The sequence below is a fragment of the Arthrobacter sp. zg-Y895 genome (assembly GCF_020731025.1).
Lineage (GTDB): Bacteria > Actinomycetota > Actinomycetes > Actinomycetales > Micrococcaceae > Arthrobacter_B.
In genome coordinates this window covers 603,110-618,668 of sequence record NZ_JAJFZY010000004.1, presented here as the reverse complement: position 1 = coordinate 618,668, position 15,559 = coordinate 603,110, and the positions used below count along the sequence as shown (strand labels likewise).

At 64.5% G+C, this 15,559-nt stretch carries 19 protein-coding genes; 10 read left to right on the top strand and 9 right to left on the bottom strand.

From position 1 onward, the window contains the following. Nucleotides 1-17: 17 nt before the first annotated feature. The 3 genes from LJ760_RS09615 to LJ760_RS09605 are packed head-to-tail and all read left to right on the top strand — an operon-like array spanning nt 18 to nt 2,259. Complete coding sequence (locus LJ760_RS09615) at nt 18-1,523, top strand: NAD(P)-binding domain-containing protein (RefSeq protein WP_227922170.1); 1,506 nt, start codon at nt 18-20, stop codon at nt 1,521-1,523. 56 nt (nt 1,524-1,579) lie between these two features. Beyond that, complete coding sequence (locus tag LJ760_RS09610) at nt 1,580-1,936, top strand: DMT family transporter (RefSeq protein ID WP_227922168.1); 357 nt, start codon at nt 1,580-1,582, stop codon at nt 1,934-1,936. Next, nucleotides 1,936-2,259 carry a DMT family transporter gene (locus tag LJ760_RS09605; RefSeq protein WP_227922166.1) on the top strand — a complete coding sequence of 108 codons (324 nt, stop codon included), beginning with the start codon at nt 1,936-1,938 and terminating at the stop codon, nt 2,257-2,259. Before LJ760_RS09610 ends, LJ760_RS09605 begins: the two co-directional genes overlap by 1 nt. Here the strand turns inward: LJ760_RS09605 and LJ760_RS09600 are convergent. Continuing rightward, nucleotides 2,228-2,884 carry an SGNH/GDSL hydrolase family protein gene (locus tag LJ760_RS09600; RefSeq protein WP_227922164.1) on the bottom strand — a complete coding sequence of 219 codons (657 nt, stop codon included), beginning with the start codon at nt 2,882-2,884 and terminating at the stop codon, nt 2,228-2,230. The genes LJ760_RS09605 and LJ760_RS09600 overlap by 32 nt on opposite strands. A gap of 72 nt (nt 2,885-2,956) precedes the next feature. Further along, a complete protein-coding gene (locus LJ760_RS09595; RefSeq protein ID WP_227922161.1) occupies nt 2,957-3,517 on the bottom strand; it encodes a TetR family transcriptional regulator in 561 nt (186 codons plus the stop codon). Between the two features lie 84 nt (nt 3,518-3,601). On the opposite strand from LJ760_RS09595, the gene LJ760_RS09590 reads away from it, so the two are divergent. Together LJ760_RS09590 and LJ760_RS09585 are read left to right on the top strand one after the other, a co-directional pair. Then, nucleotides 3,602-4,348, top strand: a complete 747-nt coding sequence (locus tag LJ760_RS09590) for an SDR family NAD(P)-dependent oxidoreductase (RefSeq protein WP_227922160.1) — start codon at nt 3,602-3,604, stop codon at nt 4,346-4,348. 213 nt (nt 4,349-4,561) lie between these two features. Then, nucleotides 4,562-5,536 (top strand): alpha/beta fold hydrolase, encoded by a 975-nt coding sequence (locus LJ760_RS09585; RefSeq protein WP_227922159.1) that lies wholly within the window; start codon nt 4,562-4,564, stop codon nt 5,534-5,536. Between the two features lie 38 nt (nt 5,537-5,574). On the opposite strand, the gene LJ760_RS09580 is transcribed toward LJ760_RS09585, so the two are convergent. Both LJ760_RS09580 and LJ760_RS09575 read right to left on the bottom strand, forming a co-directional pair. Beyond that, complete coding sequence (locus LJ760_RS09580; RefSeq protein ID WP_227922158.1) at nt 5,575-5,775, bottom strand: helix-turn-helix transcriptional regulator; 201 nt, start codon at nt 5,773-5,775, stop codon at nt 5,575-5,577. Nucleotide 5,776: 1 nt separating this feature from the next. After that, nucleotides 5,777-6,130, bottom strand: a complete 354-nt coding sequence (locus LJ760_RS09575) for a hypothetical protein (protein WP_227922156.1) — start codon at nt 6,128-6,130, stop codon at nt 5,777-5,779. A gap of 294 nt (nt 6,131-6,424) precedes the next feature. On the opposite strand from LJ760_RS09575, the gene LJ760_RS09570 reads away from it, so the two are divergent. Then, on the top strand, nt 6,425-7,006 hold the full coding sequence (locus LJ760_RS09570; protein ID WP_227922154.1) for a DUF1349 domain-containing protein: 582 nt from the start codon (nt 6,425-6,427) through the stop codon (nt 7,004-7,006). Here the strand turns inward: LJ760_RS09570 and LJ760_RS09565 are convergent. From LJ760_RS09565 to LJ760_RS09555, 3 genes are all read right to left on the bottom strand, one after another. Continuing rightward, a complete protein-coding gene (locus LJ760_RS09565; protein WP_227922152.1) occupies nt 6,990-7,517 on the bottom strand; it encodes a GNAT family N-acetyltransferase in 528 nt (175 codons plus the stop codon). The two genes, LJ760_RS09570 and LJ760_RS09565, sit on opposite strands and share 17 nt — an antisense overlap. Nucleotides 7,518-7,593: 76 nt before the next feature. After that, nucleotides 7,594-8,268 carry a hypothetical protein gene (locus LJ760_RS09560; RefSeq protein ID WP_227922150.1) on the bottom strand — a complete coding sequence of 225 codons (675 nt, stop codon included), beginning with the start codon at nt 8,266-8,268 and terminating at the stop codon, nt 7,594-7,596. Nucleotides 8,269-8,271: 3 nt separating this feature from the next. Continuing rightward, entirely contained in the window at nt 8,272-8,850 is a 579-nt protein-coding gene (locus tag LJ760_RS09555; protein ID WP_227922148.1) for a CGNR zinc finger domain-containing protein, read from the bottom strand. Between the two features lie 111 nt (nt 8,851-8,961). Between LJ760_RS09555 and LJ760_RS09550 the strand changes: the two genes are divergently transcribed. Next, nucleotides 8,962-9,822 (top strand): alpha/beta fold hydrolase, encoded by an 861-nt coding sequence (locus LJ760_RS09550; RefSeq protein ID WP_227922145.1) that lies wholly within the window; start codon nt 8,962-8,964, stop codon nt 9,820-9,822. 146 nt (nt 9,823-9,968) lie between these two features. Here the strand turns inward: LJ760_RS09550 and LJ760_RS09545 are convergent, their stop codons facing one another. Continuing rightward, nucleotides 9,969-10,508, bottom strand: a complete 540-nt coding sequence (locus LJ760_RS09545; RefSeq protein ID WP_227922143.1) for a cupin domain-containing protein — start codon at nt 10,506-10,508, stop codon at nt 9,969-9,971. Nucleotides 10,509-11,012: 504 nt separating this feature from the next. Here LJ760_RS09545 and LJ760_RS09540 point away from each other — a divergent pair. Then, entirely contained in the window at nt 11,013-11,858 is an 846-nt protein-coding gene (locus LJ760_RS09540; protein ID WP_227922140.1) for a class II glutamine amidotransferase, read from the top strand. Between the two features lie 76 nt (nt 11,859-11,934). Here the strand turns inward: LJ760_RS09540 and LJ760_RS09535 are convergent, their stop codons facing one another. Next, complete coding sequence (locus LJ760_RS09535; protein WP_227922138.1) at nt 11,935-12,702, bottom strand: SDR family NAD(P)-dependent oxidoreductase; 768 nt, start codon at nt 12,700-12,702, stop codon at nt 11,935-11,937. Between the two features lie 288 nt (nt 12,703-12,990). On the opposite strand from LJ760_RS09535, the gene LJ760_RS09530 reads away from it, so the two are divergent. Both LJ760_RS09530 and LJ760_RS09525 read left to right on the top strand, forming a co-directional pair. Next, nucleotides 12,991-13,902, top strand: a complete 912-nt coding sequence (locus LJ760_RS09530; RefSeq protein WP_227922136.1) for an ABC transporter ATP-binding protein — start codon at nt 12,991-12,993, stop codon at nt 13,900-13,902. Beyond that, complete coding sequence (locus LJ760_RS09525; RefSeq protein ID WP_227922134.1) at nt 13,899-15,488, top strand: ABC transporter permease; 1,590 nt, start codon at nt 13,899-13,901, stop codon at nt 15,486-15,488. The genes LJ760_RS09530 and LJ760_RS09525 overlap by 4 nt, the downstream gene beginning before the upstream one ends. The last annotated feature ends 71 nt before the right edge of the window (nt 15,489-15,559 follow it).

Sequence of the window (15,559 nt, the reverse complement as noted above, 5' to 3'; positions counted from 1 at the left end):
CCTGAGGAAAAGCACCAATGAACACTGATCTGTCCCAGCTTCCCGTCGCCGTCATCGGCTCCGGTCCCGTGGGCCTGGCTGCCGCCGCGCACCTGCTCGAACGCGGACTGACGCCGGTCATCTTCGAATCCGGCGACGCGCCTGCCGCGGCCGTCCGCGCCTGGGGACACATCCGGCTGTTCTCGCCGTGGCAGTACGACGTCGACGCCGCCGCCCGCCGCCTGCTCACCGGGAGCGGCTGGCAGGAACCGGACGCCGAAACGCTGCCGACCGGCGCGGAACTCCTCGAGCAGTACCTGCAGCCGCTGGCTGCCGTCCCCGCCATCCGGAACGCCCTGCACACGAACAGCGAGGTTGTTGCCGTCAGCCGGGAAGGCCTGGACAAGACCCGCACCGGGGGACGGGATACCACTCCGTTCCTGGTCCGCGTCCGGACCGCCGACGGCACAACCGCCGATCACCGGGTCCGCGCCGTCATCGACGCGTCCGGCACCTGGAACTCCCCGAACCCGCTGGGCTCGGCCGGACTTGCAGCACCGGGGGAGTCCGCCGCCTATGCAGAGGGCTTCATCACCGCTCCGCTGCCGGATGTCACCGGCCGGGACCGCGACCGGTTCGCCGGCAAGCACATCCTGGTGGTCGGCGCCGGCCATTCGGCGGCCAACACGCTGCTGGCACTGGGAGAGCTGGCCGAGCAGGAACCGGAAACCCGGATCAGCTGGGCCATCCGCCGGTCTTCGGCGGCAAGCGTGTACGGCGGCGGCGACCTGGACGGACTGCCGGCCCGCGGCGCGCTGGGCAGCCGCCTGCGGACCCTGGTCGAGGAAGGCCGCATCGAACTGCACGCCTCGTTCACCATCACCGGCTTCAAGAGCGCCGACACCTTGACCGTCGTCGGGAGCACGCCGTGCGGGGAGACGCAGCTCGATGTCGACCTGCTGGTTCCGGCCACCGGCTTCCGGCCGAACCTGGAGATGCTGCGCGAAATCCGGCTGGATCTCGATCCCGCCGTGGAAGCACCACGGGCGCTCGGGCCCCTCATCGACCCGGAATTCCACAGCTGCGGCACCGTGACGCCGCACGGCGCCCGGCTGCTGTCGCACCCGGAAAAGGACTTCTACATCACCGGAATGAAGTCCTACGGCCGGGCCCCGACGTTCCTGATGGCCACCGGCTACGAGCAGGTCCGTTCCATTGCCGCGGCCCTTGCCGGGGACCAGAAGGCGGCCGACGACGTCGAACTCGTCCTGCCCGAAACCGGGGTCTGTTCCACGGACCTGGGAGGCAGCTGCGATACGGTGGCCGGCTGCGATACGGATGCCGCTGCTGCGCCTGCCGCTGAGTCTTGCTGCGGGACACCGGAGCCGGCTGCTGCTGCGCCTGCTGCTGAGTCTTGCTGCGGGACACCGGAGCCGGCTGCTGCTGCGCCCGCCGCTGAGTCTTGCTGTTCGGCGCCGGAACCGGCGTTCCTCGGTATTCCTACCGGACTCGAACACGGCCGCTCCGGGGAACAGGGGAACTAGTTCCGGGATACGATGCGGCAGTCCGCCCGCTACTACGTCCCGGAAGGAACCGGACGATGAACAATGCCGCAAAAGGGTGGCTGCTCCTGGTTGCCGCCATCCTGGCCGAAGTGACTGCGTCGCTCTCGCTCAAGGGTGCGCTGGAGCATGCCGGTCTCTATGCCGTGGTCGCGGCCGGTTACCTTGGCTCCTTCGTCCTGCTCGCCGGCGTGCTGCGTACCGGTATGGCCTTGGGTGTCGCGTACGGCGTCTGGGGAGCAAGCGGCGTCGCCCTGACCGCTATCGGCTCTCTGGTCTTCTTCGGCGAACCGCTCACCCTCCTGATGGGCATCGGTATTGCCGTTGTCATCGCCGGGGTCTTGTGTGTTGAACTCGGGTCCCAAGCCGCATCAGCGGAAGCCGGGACCGAGTAGTGGCCTACCTGTTCCTGATCGGCGCGATCCTCTTCGAGGTGGCGGGCACCGTTTCCCTCCGTCTCGCCGTCGACGACAAGCGCTGGTACGCCGGAGTCGCCGTCGGCTACGTGGTGGCGTTCGGCATGCTCACTCTCACCCTCGCCAACGGCCTGCCGCTGGGTGTCGCCTACGGGATCTGGGCTGCAGCGGGTGTCGCCCTGACTGCGGTCATCGGCAGGGTCTTATTCAAGGAGCCCTTCACCTGGCTGATGGGTCTGGGGATAGTTCTTATCGCCGGCGGTGTGCTGCTCATCGAACTGGGCGCTGTGAACGGCACGTGACGTCTCCCGGTTTGCGGGTGAGCGTCTCCTGAAGCCTACGAAAGATGGCAGCATGCCCTTCGGCATCCGGGTGGAGGCCGTCGGTTAGCCGTTCCGGGGCATCGGTGAACAGATCCCAGAGCAGTACCCGGGGGACCCCTAGACCACCACAGGTTTTGGCGAGATGCATTTCCACTTCCCGTGCCGGTTCAGCGTCGAAATAATCTCCGAAGATCGGCGTGGTGCGGGACGTGTCGGGCGGAATTAGACCGACAGCGCATACGGCCGCTCCCATAGTTCTCAGGTGCTCCACATTGGCGGCGAAGCCGTCCGCAACCTGTTCCGGCGTCGCGGGGCGGGGACCGTCCGGTGAACCAATCCGCCGGGAGTCATTGATTCCGTAGGACAGGATGACCAGATCCGGGGTGCGGAACTGAATTTCGGTCCGGACAATCCGGGACATTTCAGCCGTACCGATCCCGGGTATGGAGAGGTTGAAATAACGGTGTTGCTCCGGGTTTCGCGCCAGGTGGGCCTTCTGCAGCATTCCGGCCCATCCGGTGCCGCAGCCGTCTCCGCGGCCGTAGGCGATGCTGTCCCCGGCCACGACAATGCGCTCAACCTGCTTGCCTTCAGCTGTAATCACGGGCGGGCCTCGAACGCATCGGCCGTAACTGTATTGTGTGGCGGCAACATTAGGACTCCTCTGTGACTGGACTCAGGTTTGAGCTTGCAGCATTCGCTCGACGGCGGTGACGACGGCTTGCCGGCGAGCGGCAATTTCCTCACCTCTGGCCGGGTTTTCCGCGAGACCGGTGAGCCCTTCCGGAGAGAGCTGCCAAGCCTGTGCGATGGCGTAGATGAAGACCAGAACGTCGACGGCGGACAGCGGGTGTGCGGCAGCCGTCGCGACGGCGAGCGTTTTGTTCCGATAGATATCGCTCGGCTCGGCGGTGGCCTCCGGCCGCTCGAGCTGAGCCCACATGCTCAGGCGGAGGACCTCGGGGAAGCGCTGATGATGGTCGAACACGTCCCCGGCCCAGCCTGCGAGGTCGTCGGGGCGCGGCGGGACGTTCTCGGCCATGCGACGCAGCGCATCAGCAACCGTTGCATCGAACAAGCCGCTCTTGCTGCCGTAGTACGCGTAGATCATCCGAACGTTGCTCTGCGCCTGGGAGGCTATCCGCTCCACGCGCCCGCCGGCGAAACCGTGGGCCGCAAACTCCACGGTCGCCGCGGCGAGTATCCGCTCCCTCGTGGCTTCAGCGTCACGTGCCATGCGTTTCCCCTCGGGTAGGTATTGACGAGCCTGCGCTCGAACACTAGCTTACAAGTAAGTATTCATTTACTTATAGGAGATGCCATGACCCGCATTGCCCTCGTGACCGGAGCCAACCGCGGACTGGGACGAGCCACAGCGCTTGCTTTGGCCCGGAACAAGATCAACGTCGTCGCCGCCTCGCGGGGTGGTGCGGGCGACGTCGTGGACGAAATCGTCGAATTGGGCGGCGAAGCCATTGCGGTCCGGTTGGATGTCGCAGACCTGCCCTCCATCGAGGCGGCCCGCGTCGCGGTGCTTGCTGGCATTGAGCAGGAATGGAACGCCAGCACTATCGATGTCCTGGTCAACAATGCGGGGGTGGGACTGTTCGCGCCGCTCGGCGCGATCACGGCAGAAGACTTCGACGCCACCTTCGCCGTCAACGTCCGTGGTCCTCTTTTCGTCACGCAGGCCTTCCTGCCCCACCTGTCTGAGGGAGCAAGCATCGTGAACGTGTCGAGTTCGCTCAGCCGGCACGTCAGTCCGGCGACCTCCGTCTATGCGGCATCGAAGAAGGCACTCGAAGCACTTACCCGGAGTCTCGCCGTCGAGCTGGGCCCGAGGGGCATTCGGATCAACTCGATCGCACCCGGGCCGACCGCGACCGACTTCAACGGCGGAGCCATGCGCGATAGCGAAGACATGCGTGCGGCACTGGCCGGGCAAACCGCTCTCGGGCGAGTGGGTGAGCCGGAGGAAATCGCCGACGCGATCTCTGCCCTGGTGTCCCACGAGTTCCGCTGGACCACCGGGGAGCGCATCGAGGTGTCCGGCGGTGTGCTGCTGTGACCAAGCCTGGACCCGGATCTCGGGGGTCACTGAACTCCCGTCCGTAGCGGACCCGTGTGGGCACCGCCGGGTACCGGCCTGCCTGCGTTTCGGAATTGCCGGCTCACGGTGGAGGATTGCCCCGGGGCTTCCGTCTCAGCCATTGCGTCCTGGAGCTTGATCCGGGACCTCAGCGGTGAACTCGGCGCTGGGAAGACTGAAAAGGGGGAGTTGATGAGTGAGACGCCGCGGGAGCAGGGAATGCTCAATGTTGGAAACGGTCAGAGCATTTACTGGGAAGAGTGGGGGCAGCCCGACGGCGTGCCCGCGCTCTATCTGCACGGCGGCCCCGGTGGCACGCTGGGAACAAGCGGGTACCGGCACCGTTTCGACCTCACGCGCACCCGACTGCTCGGTCTGGATCAACGCGGCTGCGGACGTTCCCGCCCGCATGCGTCGGATCTTTCCACACCCCTGGAGACTCACACAGTTGCCCACCTGATTCACGACATCGAAACCCTGCGCGAAGCCCGCGGCGTCGAGAAGTGGATCGTCAACGGAGTGTCCTGGGGATCGACCCTTGCCCTCGCCTATGCGCAGGCGCACCCCGAACGTGTCCTGGGTATGGTGCTGGTGGCGGTCACGACGACGAGCCGGCGGGAAGTGGACTGGATCACCGAAGGCGTCGGTGCGATCTTCCCGGAAGCCTGGGATCGGTTCGCCGTGCACGCCGAGCGAAGCGGGATTGGGTATGAGCGCGGACACGGACGGCTGGTCGAGGCTTACCTGCGTCTCCTGAACTCACAGGATCCTTCCATCCGCGACGCCGCCTCCCGCGAGTGGGCTTGGTGGGAGGACACCCATATCTCCATCGGCACAGGCGGCTTCCGCCGCGATTCCCGATGGAACGACGACGGCTACCGGACCGCCTTCGCCCGACTCACGGCGCATTACTGGACTGCTGCCGGCATCAGCGACCCGCCGATCCTGGCCGCCATGGACCGCCTGCACGGCATTCCGGGGATACTCATCCACGGGCGCCGCGACATCTCCGGCCCAGCGCTCACAGCCTGGGAGCTCCACCAACAGTGGCCGGGATCAAAGCTCATTATCGACGAGGGGGACGGCCACGGCGGCGGGAGCATCGTGAAGCACTGGGACCAAGCCAACGCGCAGCTCGTCAGCGGGGGAGTCATTAAAATGAAGTGAGTTCTCCGCTGCCGGAATGCTGCTGGTGCCCGCGGATCTCATTGCTGCTCGTCGGGAAAGAAAAGGTCCTCGATTGTGCAGTTGAAGACGGCGGCGATCCGAAAGGCCAGCGGCAACGAAGGGTCAAAACGTCCGCGTTCGATGGAGATGACGGTCTGGCGGGATACGCCCAACTCGTCAGCGAGCCGCTGTTGGGACCAGGCCAGGCGCTGACGTGACTCATGTACCAGGTTCTTCACGTCAGCCTTTCCACCGCAGCACCAGGTACCGGATGCCGAAGGAGGCGAAGCCCAGAGCGATCACGGCCGGAAGGACGAGCTTCAGGTCGACGGAAATGTCCCTGGGGATGAAGGCCAGAACGGTAGCCGCGACCCCAAGCACCAGGATCAAATCCGTGAATGACCCCGAAGCCGCCTTATCGAACCACCCGGATTCGACGGAGTCGTCAGGCCGTTCGGTTGCACCTATCAAAGTGTTTCGATCCACGACCAGGACATAAATCAAGGCCGCAGCGGGCATGGCGATGCAGGCAAAAAAGAGCCAAAAGCCGAGGGCAGGATTCGGATCGGTGATGCCGAGCAAGACAGACAGCAAACCTCCTGCTGCTCCCAGAGCTAACCCACAGGGAACAGCGATGGCCGCGGCCGGTATCCGGCCGGTTCCGAACTTGGCATATCCCCAATTTGTGCGGGTTTGCTCAACAGACATTGCCGGCCTCCTCGGATGTACAGCTTGCTTTACATGTCTAGTTTCCTTTACATGTTTGCCGCTGTCAAGAGTGCTGTGGGGGCCCCGGTCGCCCGGCGGGACCGGCGTCGTCCTCATCTTCCTTGCGCCGATTATGCTTCGTCGTATCCTTTCCATCCCTGCACCAAGAAACGGATGAAAATGTTCGAGAACATGTCATGGCTGAACGAGCCCGCGAGCTGGAAAGTCGGCAGGGATTCGTTGGCCCTGGAAACTGCTGGCTCCACGGATTTCTGGCGCGAAACCCACTACGGATTCATCCGCGACACCGGACATTTCTTCTCGACTGAAGTGACCGGCGACTTCATGGCTACCGCGACATTTTCCGGCGATTTCACCACGCTCTATGATCAGGCGGGACTGATGCTCCGGACCGACGAGCGGACCTGGCTGAAGACGGGAGTCGAGTACAGCGACGGCGCGCTTCAGCTCAGTACGGTGATTACCGACGGCACTTCCGACTGGTCTCTGCGTCCTCTCGGCACAGGCCGGGACGAGATAACCCTGCGGCTGACCCGGCAGGCCACCGCGGTCCATGTGCAGTACCTGGAACGCGGCGGCACGGACGGGCAGCAGTGGAGCAGTCTGCGGCTGGGCTACCTTCCCCTGGAGAGCCGTTGCAAGGTAGGGCTGATGGCCTGCTCTCCGGAACGCGGCGGCTTAAACGTCCGTTTCACGGACTTCAGCATTGCGCCCTCAGACGGGATCAATCTGCATCCCTGAACGAAGAGCAGTAGCGGACTTCCGTCAGTGTTGAGTCCCCAATCAGCTCTTGCTTAGTTGTTCCGTCCGGGGCCATTCCCATTCGTTCGTAGAAATTCCTTCCGCGCTGGTTTGAATCCAGCACCCACAGTGACAAAGCGGTGTGTCCGCTTTCGCGTAACTGGTTCAGCGCTGCCTCCCACAAGCGGCGCCCGACTCCCGTACCGACAAATTCCTCCAGGAGGTAGAGGGCGGTGACCTCTCCGACCTGCGGATCGGCGTCGTCGTCGCCGCTGGTGTCCGCATGGGCGAATCCCACGACGTTCGAGCCGATCAGGGCCAGATGCGGTTGCGGCACCAGCCCTTCGTGGATCATCCGCTTCCAGCCCGCAGCCCTCCGCTCAATGTCCAGTCCATCGAGGAGGGAATCGGGCATCAATCCGCGGTAGGCCCATTGCCATGCTTGGACATGGACCTGCGCGAGGTCGTGGGCGTCATTTTCGGTGGCTCGGCGGATTTCAACGGCTGGCATAAGCATTAGTCAACAATGAGAAGGCTATTTGCGCTAGGAGATTCTTATGGGTTAACCAGCCCGGACAAAACGGGCTTTATCGGCAGGCGACCGGCTGCTGCTCAAACTCTGTCGGTCCCACCGCCACGTAACCGCTGAGCTCGCTGCCGTCGGCGTCGAGCTGCACGGTGTATTCGCTGGCTTCAACCAGCCGGTATCCGTTGACGGTGGAAGCGCCGTCGACGGTGAGCTCTCCGCCGGTGGCGCTCCACTCCAGGGTGTAGTTGCCCGCTTCGATCGGCCGGTAGCCGTCGTCGGTGTTCCACTCACCGGCCAGCCTGCCGATTCCGTGGCTGCCTACCGCGTAAACCTTGCCGCCTCCTGACATGAGGAAAGCGGACTCCCGCACTGCGGCGCGGCAGCCCTCCGGGCCCTGGGGATCCAGAATGAAGCTCTCGGTCCCTGCGTCGAGCAGAGATCCGACGGCAATTCCGACCCCCACGACGGCGGCCGCCAGCAGTGCCAGAACGGGGGAGTGCAACCGGGGATTCTTGCGGTCGCCGGTCCGGTTCCGAGAACCTAGCCACCGAATCGCCACGGAGGCCAGCAGCAGCGCGGCGGCCGCCAGCCAGGGGCTGACGACGTGGGAGCCGATGACGAGGATCCACCCGGTGGGAGATGACAGGACAAACGCGAGCCCAAGCAGCAGGCAGGCGCCGGGCACAACAACGCGCAACGCAACTGTCCGGTAGCGAGGTTCGTTGGAGTCCACCGGTTACAAGCTTTCCCGGAGCCAGGCGTTTGTCCGGGCGACCGCTTGCGAGTCCGGGATGCTGTCCACCAGCTGCTGCTGCTCCGCAGCCGCCCGCTGGCGGCCGGCATGCGTGCGGGCCTTCATCCGGTTGCCGCAGACGGCCATGGAACACCACTTGGCGGTGCCCGGCCTGCTCCTGTCGATGAGGAAGAGGTTGCACTCGTTGTTGGCGCAGGGACGAAGACGGCCGGGGAGCTCCTTGAGCACCCGCGACCAGGCAAGGGCAGCACGGAAGGCTAGCCGCTCGTCCTCCGGCGCACGCACTTCCCAGCGGAGTCCCTCCGGAGTGACCCGGGGGACCAGGACCCCGTCGCCCAGCGCTGTCGAAAGGCGGGACAGTGCATCCCCGGACCCCCGGACGGCGTCCTGCAGGCACTCCCGCATCCGGCGAAGATGTTCAAGCTCGGCTGGGGAACCCGTGCCACCGTAGCGTGCAACGAATCCCTTGCCGGAGGCGCCTGCCAGTTCGTCCGTGGAACGGCCTGAGACAACGGGTGTGCTGTTCAGCAACGCCAGCAGCAGGTCTTCATCCTCGAGCATCGGGTTCCTTTCTCGGGAGCACGGCACGCTTTCCAGGTTCACGCGGGTGCACGGCACTCGTTCCATGGTAGCGTGCCGATAACCACTAAAACGATTGATAGGGGTTAGTCCATGGTTGCCGTCCATCACCACACCGTTTCCGTCAACGGCCTAGACGTCTTCTACCGCGAAGCCGGGCCCGTGGATGCCCCGGTGCTGTTGCTCCTGCACGGATATCCCACAAGCTCGCACATGTTCCGCCACCTCATCCCCAGGCTCGCCGAACAATACCGGGTGATCGCCCCGGACCATATCGGCTTCGGCCGGTCGTCGGCGCCGTCAGTTGAGGAGTTTACGTACACATTCGACGTCCTGGCCGACGTGACGCGTGCTTTCCTGGCGGAACTCGGCGTGGACGCCTACACGGTCTACACCCAGGACTACGGCGCCCCCATCGCCTGGCGGCTGGCGCTGACCAACCCGGCAGCGGTGGAAGGGGTGATTTCGCAGAACGGCAACGCCTACGAAGAGGGTTTTGTGCCCGACTTCTGGGCTCCCATCTGGGCCTACGGTGCGGACCCTTCGCCGGAAAACAAGGCGGCCCTGCGTCCGGCCCTGGGCCGGGAGGCAGTCGAGTGGCAGTACAAGCACGGCGTTCCGGATCCCACCACCGTGGACCCGGACGCCTGGGAGCACGATCTGGCGCTCCTGGCCCGCTCCGGCATCGACGAGGCCCAACTGGCGCTCTTCGGCGATTACCACACCAACCGGGCGCTGTATCCGGCGCTCCACGAATGGCTGCGTTCCAGCCAGGTTCCGGTGCTTGCCGTGTGGGGGCGGAATGACGAAATCTTCGGTCCCGCCGGAGCCGAAGCGTTCCTGCGCGATGTCCCCAAGGCCCGCGTGGAACTGCTCGACGGCGGCCACTTCCTCCTGGAGTCACACCTCGACGAGGTTGCGGACATCATCCTCGACTGGCGTTCCCGGTTCTGACGGAGGGCTTGGGCGGGGGACAGATCCGGGCCGTTCTTAGCCAGGGTCACCGGACTGGTGCTCATCAGCCGTTCAGCCCTGCATCTCATCACTGGGTATGCGCCACAAGATTGCGGTTGCGACTTCTTCTGAGAGCCCCGGCGTAATCAGCCCTCAGCAGTTCCGGGCGTCCCTTCCATTTCCGCCGGCCTGGCGAGGTTGAATCGCTCCACCAGAAGTGGAAGTGAGTCGAAGTCCATTTGCAGCCCGTATTTTGCATTCGCTGCTGCTAGCGTGTCGAGATCCGGAGGGGCGTCCTCAGGGAAACACGCGCTGATCTCCTGGAAATACCCGGCGAAACCCGCAGGCGAGATGATTTCCAGAACGCGCGCCGGTTCGTCGTCGGCGTTCCAAAAGGTATGCCACTGGTTCCTGGGTTTCCTAACAAGTTCGCCGGGGCCGGCGTAAAAGACCTCATCTCCTAGGAGGAAGCCAATTCTTCCCTTCGTGACTACGGTGAACTCATCCTCGCGGCTGTGCATGTGAAAGGGCGCTGCAAGTTCTCTCGGCGCGATCAAGTGTTCGACAACCGAGAAGGAGTCCGCCGTTGATTGCGGCCCGAGAACCGTCCGTGCCGTCATCGCGTCATTGAAGCGAATCAGGAGTCCCTCGTCCTCACCGACAGGTCCGTAGTAACTGGTGCTCATGGGACCATGTTCCTTCCATTTATGACAGTACGGAAGAAGGGCCGGAATTCCGGTAGTCGGCAAACTAGGGGGATTTGGGACGGCGTTTTCCGGACGGGGCGCGTCGGTACTCCAGCACGGAGCAGATTAGGAGCGCAGAAGCTGCCAAGACCATGACGAGGATCGACGCTGGGCTCCACCATTCCGGCAGCTGCTCGACAGCATCATCGTGCCCACCGCGAAAACGATCGAGACCCCGAACGGGTAGCGGCTCCATGCAGTCATAGCCACAGCCTAACCGCGGCAGAGATTCCAAGACGAGGCACACGATAGGCGATCCTTCACAGCACCACCTGCGTCAGGAACGGCTACGAAAAAAGGTTACTGGTGCTAGTCGAACTTCCCCTCGTTCTGTGGTCGACTAGCGTTGCGACGATCGTCACAGCCCATCCCGTCCTACGCCACCTTTGGTCGACACTGGCTCCGTCACGGTTTGGAAATCCGGCCCGATCCGAAGGAGACGACATGTGCCGTTGGCTAGCGTATTCAGGTTCCCGCGTCCGATTGGATGACCTTCTCTACAAACCGGCCAACTCCCTCGTCATGCAGAGCAAACACGCGCGTATGGGAGCCGAGACCACCAACGGGGACGGGTTCGGTGTCGGCTGGTACGGCACCGAACCGATTCCCGGGATCTTCCGCAGCACGGAGCCTGCCTGGCACGACCGCAACCTGCGCGAGCTCGCAGGGCAAGCCTCCGCAGGCCACGTCTTTGCGCATATCCGCGCCACGACCGGCACGGCGGTCCAACAAACGAACTGCCACCCGTTCCGCCACGGCCAGTGGCTCTGGATGCACAACGGGGTGCTCGCGGACTTCCCGAAAGTGAAGCGTGATCTGGCCATGGCGGTCGAGCCCAGCCTCTATCCCGAGATCGAAGGGTCAACAGACTCCGAGTTGTTCTTCTACCTCGCGTTGACCTTCGGGTTGGAGCGGGACCCCCGCGCGGCGGTCGCCGAGGCAGTGGGTTTCATCGAGGATGCCGGACGGCGCCACGGCGTCGAGCACCCCATTCAGATGACGGTCGCAACCACCGACGGTGACTCGACCTGGGCCTTCCGCTACTCCAGCGAAGGTAACTCGCGATCGCTCTTCCACAGTAATGACATCGCGACCCTCCAGGCCCAGTACCCGGACCATGCGATGCTCCATGGACTCTCGGACGACACTCGGTTGGTGGTCTCCGAACCGCTGGGGGATCTCCACGGAGCGTGGCAGGAAGTACCGGACGCCACGTGCGCCGTCGTACACGGAGGCGAGGTGGAGCTGTACCCGTTTGCGCCGTCGGCTCCGATCGCCGCAGCAGTCTGAGCCGGCGGTGCGGCGTCGAGATGAGCGCGGCGGACGCACGTCCGCTCCACGAAGGAGTCCTCGCCATAACCAGGAATTAGTGGACCGAAAAACCTCCATCAACGGTGATCAACTGCCCGACGACGTACGTCGACGCAGCGCTGGCCAGGAACACAGCTGCGCCTGCGAAGTCCTCGGGCATGCCGTTTCGCCCGGCGAGTGTGCGCCTGGCCAGTGCTTGGACGGTAGCTGGGTCCGCGCTGAGCCGCTTGTTCAAGGGGGTTTCCACGAAGCCCGGCACCAATACGTTTGCGGTGACACCGTATGGTGCCCAGGCCTCGGATTGGGACCGGGCCAGAGCCTCGATGGCTGCTTTCGATACTCCGTAGGCACCACTTGACGCGAACGCCCGATGTGCCTGCTGAGAGCTGATGTGAATGATCCGGCCGAAACCGCGTTCGGCCATTCCGGGCGCAAAGCGCTGACCGAGGATGAATGGCGCCTCGAGGTTGACTCGCATGGTCTTATCCCAGGTGACCTCGTCGAGCTCGGGCATCAGCGGGCGAAGATTGATACCGGCTGAGTTGACCAGGATGTCGACGTCGCCGGCAGCATCGGCGAGAGCATGTGCTCCCTGGCGGGTTGAGAGGTCCACGACGACGCTGTCGGCGGACCCTCCCGCCTCGCGTATTTCCTCTACCGTCGCGTCGATCGCCGCCGCGGTCCTGGCCGCGATGAGGACGTGTGCGCCGGCTGCGCTGAGCGCGAGTGCGATCGCTTTGCCAATGCCTGAACTGCCTCCCGTCACGAGTGCCACGCGCCCATGCAGGCCGAAGAGATCGCGAAGATACGCTGCTGAGTCCATCGCATGAGCGTAACGCCGGGCACCGTGCCCATAACCTTTTGCTGATCAGAACCATGCCGCTGGGATCGTGGTCCCGACGAATGCTCAAGCGGCTGAGCCAGTGCGCGGATGACAACCGCCGCGCCGATCAAAGGTTTTGCTTCCTCCGACTTCTATCGGTCGGCTGCCTTGCGGCTCACAGACTTGCCGGGTCGGCCAATGGTCCTCGGGGAACTACTTGCTGCTATCCCCACCACGGTGGATTTGCCAGCACACTAGCTGTAGGGATGGATAGAGGACGGGGAGGCTATGAGCGCGGAGATGGTCATCAGTGTTCAGGGGCTGGAGAAGGTTTTCGGGAGATTCCAGGCCCTGAACGGGCTGGACCTACAGGTTCAGCGTGGGCAGGTGCACGGTTTTCTGGGGCCAAACGGTGCAGGGAAGTCAACAACTATCCGCGTGCTCTTGGGGCTGTTGAAGGCCGACGCCGGAGACCTGCATGTCCTGGGAAAGGATCCGTGGCGGGAGGCCGTGCCCCTGCATCGGCGGCTCGCCTATGTGCCGGGCGATGTCGCGTTATGGCCGGGCATGACCGGCGGCGAGGCCATCGACCTGCTGGGATCGCTCCGCGGCGGGCTGGACGAGCGGCGGCGGGCGGAACTGATCCAGCGGTTTGAGCTGGATCCCGCGAAGCGGGGCCGCCAGTACTCCAAAGGTAACCGGCAAAAGGTAGCCATCGTCGCCGCCCTGGCCTCCGACGTCGAACTCCTCATCCTGGACGAGCCAACCAGCGGTCTGGACCCGCTGATGGAGAACGTCTTCCAGGAAGTGATCGGTGAGGCGAAGCAACGCGGCACCACGGTGCTGCTCAGCAGCCATATCCTCGCCGAAGTCGAAACCCTCGCGGACCGGGTGAGCATCATCCGGGACGGACGGATCGTGGAGGAAGGCACACTGGCCCGGCTTCGCGGGCATACCACCACCGCCGTCCACGCCACTCTGGAACGTAACCCACAGCCCGGCCAGCTGGCCGCATTCGAAGACGTACACCTGGACGGCGGCAAACTCACGGCTGTGGTGGAGTCCGCACGGGTGGGTGAGGCAATGGCAGCACTCACCCCGTTCGGCATCACATCGCTGACCGTTGAACCGCCCTCGCTGGAGAGCCTCTTCCTGCGGCTGTATGACGACGACACCCCCTCCACACGGGCACGCCCATGAGCAACGCCCTGACGGGTACCCGGCCCCTGCTGCGTGCTACCGTCCGCTTCGACGGACGTAGCTTTGTACCGTGGATCCTGATCGCGACGGCGCTCTCTGCGTCCTCCGTGCTCGTCTACCCATGGGTTTTCCCCACCCAGCAGGACCGCCTCGGACTAGCCCTTGCCATCGGCTCCAACCCGGCACTGGGCCTGATCTTCGGACCGGCCTACGATCTGAGCACCGACGACGGTTTCAACGCCTGGCGCAGCCTCGCCCTGGGCGGGTTCCTCGCCGCACTTGGATCGATTTTCACCGTCACCCGGTCCAGCCGGGGCCAGGAGGACTCCGGACAGGCCGAGCTTCTGGCATCCGGTGTCCTGGGCCGGAGCAGCCGCCTGCTGGCTGGAGTGAGCCTGGCACTGATCGGCTCGGTTGCTCTGGGAGGCGTCGCCGGAGTCGTCACTTCCTGGTGCGGCGGCGGCTGGAATGCCTCCCTGCTGCTGGGAGCAACGTTCACTGCCACCGGTTGGATGTTCGCTGCGGTCGCCGCTGTGACCGCGCAGCTAGGATCCGATGCGCGGACGGCCAACTCGCTGGCCGTGGGTACCTTCGGCGCGCTGTTCCTGCTGCGGGGCTTCCTGTATTCGGTGGATGCACCGGACTGGACGTCCTGGATAAATCCGTTGAGTTGGATGACGGAAACCCGGCCGGCCAGCGGGAGCCACTGGTGGCCGTTGCTCCCTGCAATGGCCCTCACCCTGGTCCCGCTCGGTATAGCGTTCCTGCTGCAGTCGCGGCGCGACTTCGGGCAGGGGGCAATCGCCCCCGGACCAGGCCCCGCACGGGGCAGGGTTGGAACTCCGTGGAGCCTGGCGGTCCGCCTGAACCGCGGCCCGCTGCTGACGTGGACCGTTGCATTCCTGATTATCGGGGTGGTCTTCGGGTTTTTTGCCCGTTCCTTTAAGGACATCCTGAGCGGTGACAGTGCAGCCGCCTCGGTTCTCGCATCCGGTGCGGCCACACCGGATGGCCTCGCGCCGGCCTTCCTGGTGACGATCCTGAGCCTGGTCGGTATTCTCGCCGCCATCCCCGGCGTGCAGATCCTGCAGAAGGTGCGGATCGAGGAACTGGAGGGCCGGCTGGAACCCGTTCTGGCCGCCGCCGTTCCGCGCTCCCGTTACTTCACGGCAAACGTCTTGCTCGCATTGGCCACACCAACCATCTACTTGCTTCTCGCTGGAGCCATCATCACGGCGCTGGCCTCCGGGGACCTGGGCATCGACGCCGGCAAGGTTCTGCTGCAGGCCGTAGTGACGGTTCCGGCCGTCTGGACGGCGACCGCCGTGTCGGTGGCGGTTGTCGGTGCGCGGCCGCAGGTGCTGATCGCGTCCTGGGCTGGTGTGTTTATTTCCTTCGTACTCACGTTGCTGGGTCCGACGTTCAGGCTCTGGGACTGGGTCCTGGCGATCAGTCCGTTCTGGCACGTTCCCAACGTTTCCGTAGACGACGCCGGGTGGGCCGGGTTGGCGGGAATCTCCGCCGTCACCGCTGTGTTCCTGCTGATCGGCTTCACTGGTTTTCGCCGCCGGGACCTCGATGGGTAGCCGCGCTACAAGCTACATGCTGCCCTTCTCGATACTGGTTCTCTTTGCCCGGGAACGACGACGGCGCACCC

Coding starts and splice junctions, on each gene's coding strand:
- LJ760_RS09525 (WP_227922134.1), top strand. CDS start 13,899: ATGAGCAACGCCCTGACGGGTACCCGGCCCCTGCTGCGTGCTACCGTC.
- LJ760_RS09555 (WP_227922148.1), bottom strand. CDS start 8,850: ATGCTCGAGGATGAAGACCTGCTGCTGGCGTTGCTGAACAGCACACCC.
- LJ760_RS09595 (WP_227922161.1), bottom strand. CDS start 3,517: ATGGCACGTGACGCTGAAGCCACGAGGGAGCGGATACTCGCCGCGGCG.
- LJ760_RS09570 (WP_227922154.1), top strand. CDS start 6,425: ATGTTCGAGAACATGTCATGGCTGAACGAGCCCGCGAGCTGGAAAGTC.
- LJ760_RS09565 (WP_227922152.1), bottom strand. CDS start 7,517: ATGCCAGCCGTTGAAATCCGCCGAGCCACCGAAAATGACGCCCACGAC.
- LJ760_RS09615 (WP_227922170.1), top strand. CDS start 18: ATGAACACTGATCTGTCCCAGCTTCCCGTCGCCGTCATCGGCTCCGGT.
- LJ760_RS09535 (WP_227922138.1), bottom strand. CDS start 12,702: ATGGACTCAGCAGCGTATCTTCGCGATCTCTTCGGCCTGCATGGGCGC.
- LJ760_RS09545 (WP_227922143.1), bottom strand. CDS start 10,508: ATGAGCACCAGTTACTACGGACCTGTCGGTGAGGACGAGGGACTCCTG.
- LJ760_RS09530 (WP_227922136.1), top strand. CDS start 12,991: ATGAGCGCGGAGATGGTCATCAGTGTTCAGGGGCTGGAGAAGGTTTTC.
- LJ760_RS09540 (WP_227922140.1), top strand. CDS start 11,013: ATGTGCCGTTGGCTAGCGTATTCAGGTTCCCGCGTCCGATTGGATGAC.
- LJ760_RS09590 (WP_227922160.1), top strand. CDS start 3,602: ATGACCCGCATTGCCCTCGTGACCGGAGCCAACCGCGGACTGGGACGA.
- LJ760_RS09610 (WP_227922168.1), top strand. CDS start 1,580: ATGAACAATGCCGCAAAAGGGTGGCTGCTCCTGGTTGCCGCCATCCTG.
- LJ760_RS09585 (WP_227922159.1), top strand. CDS start 4,562: ATGAGTGAGACGCCGCGGGAGCAGGGAATGCTCAATGTTGGAAACGGT.
- LJ760_RS09550 (WP_227922145.1), top strand. CDS start 8,962: ATGGTTGCCGTCCATCACCACACCGTTTCCGTCAACGGCCTAGACGTC.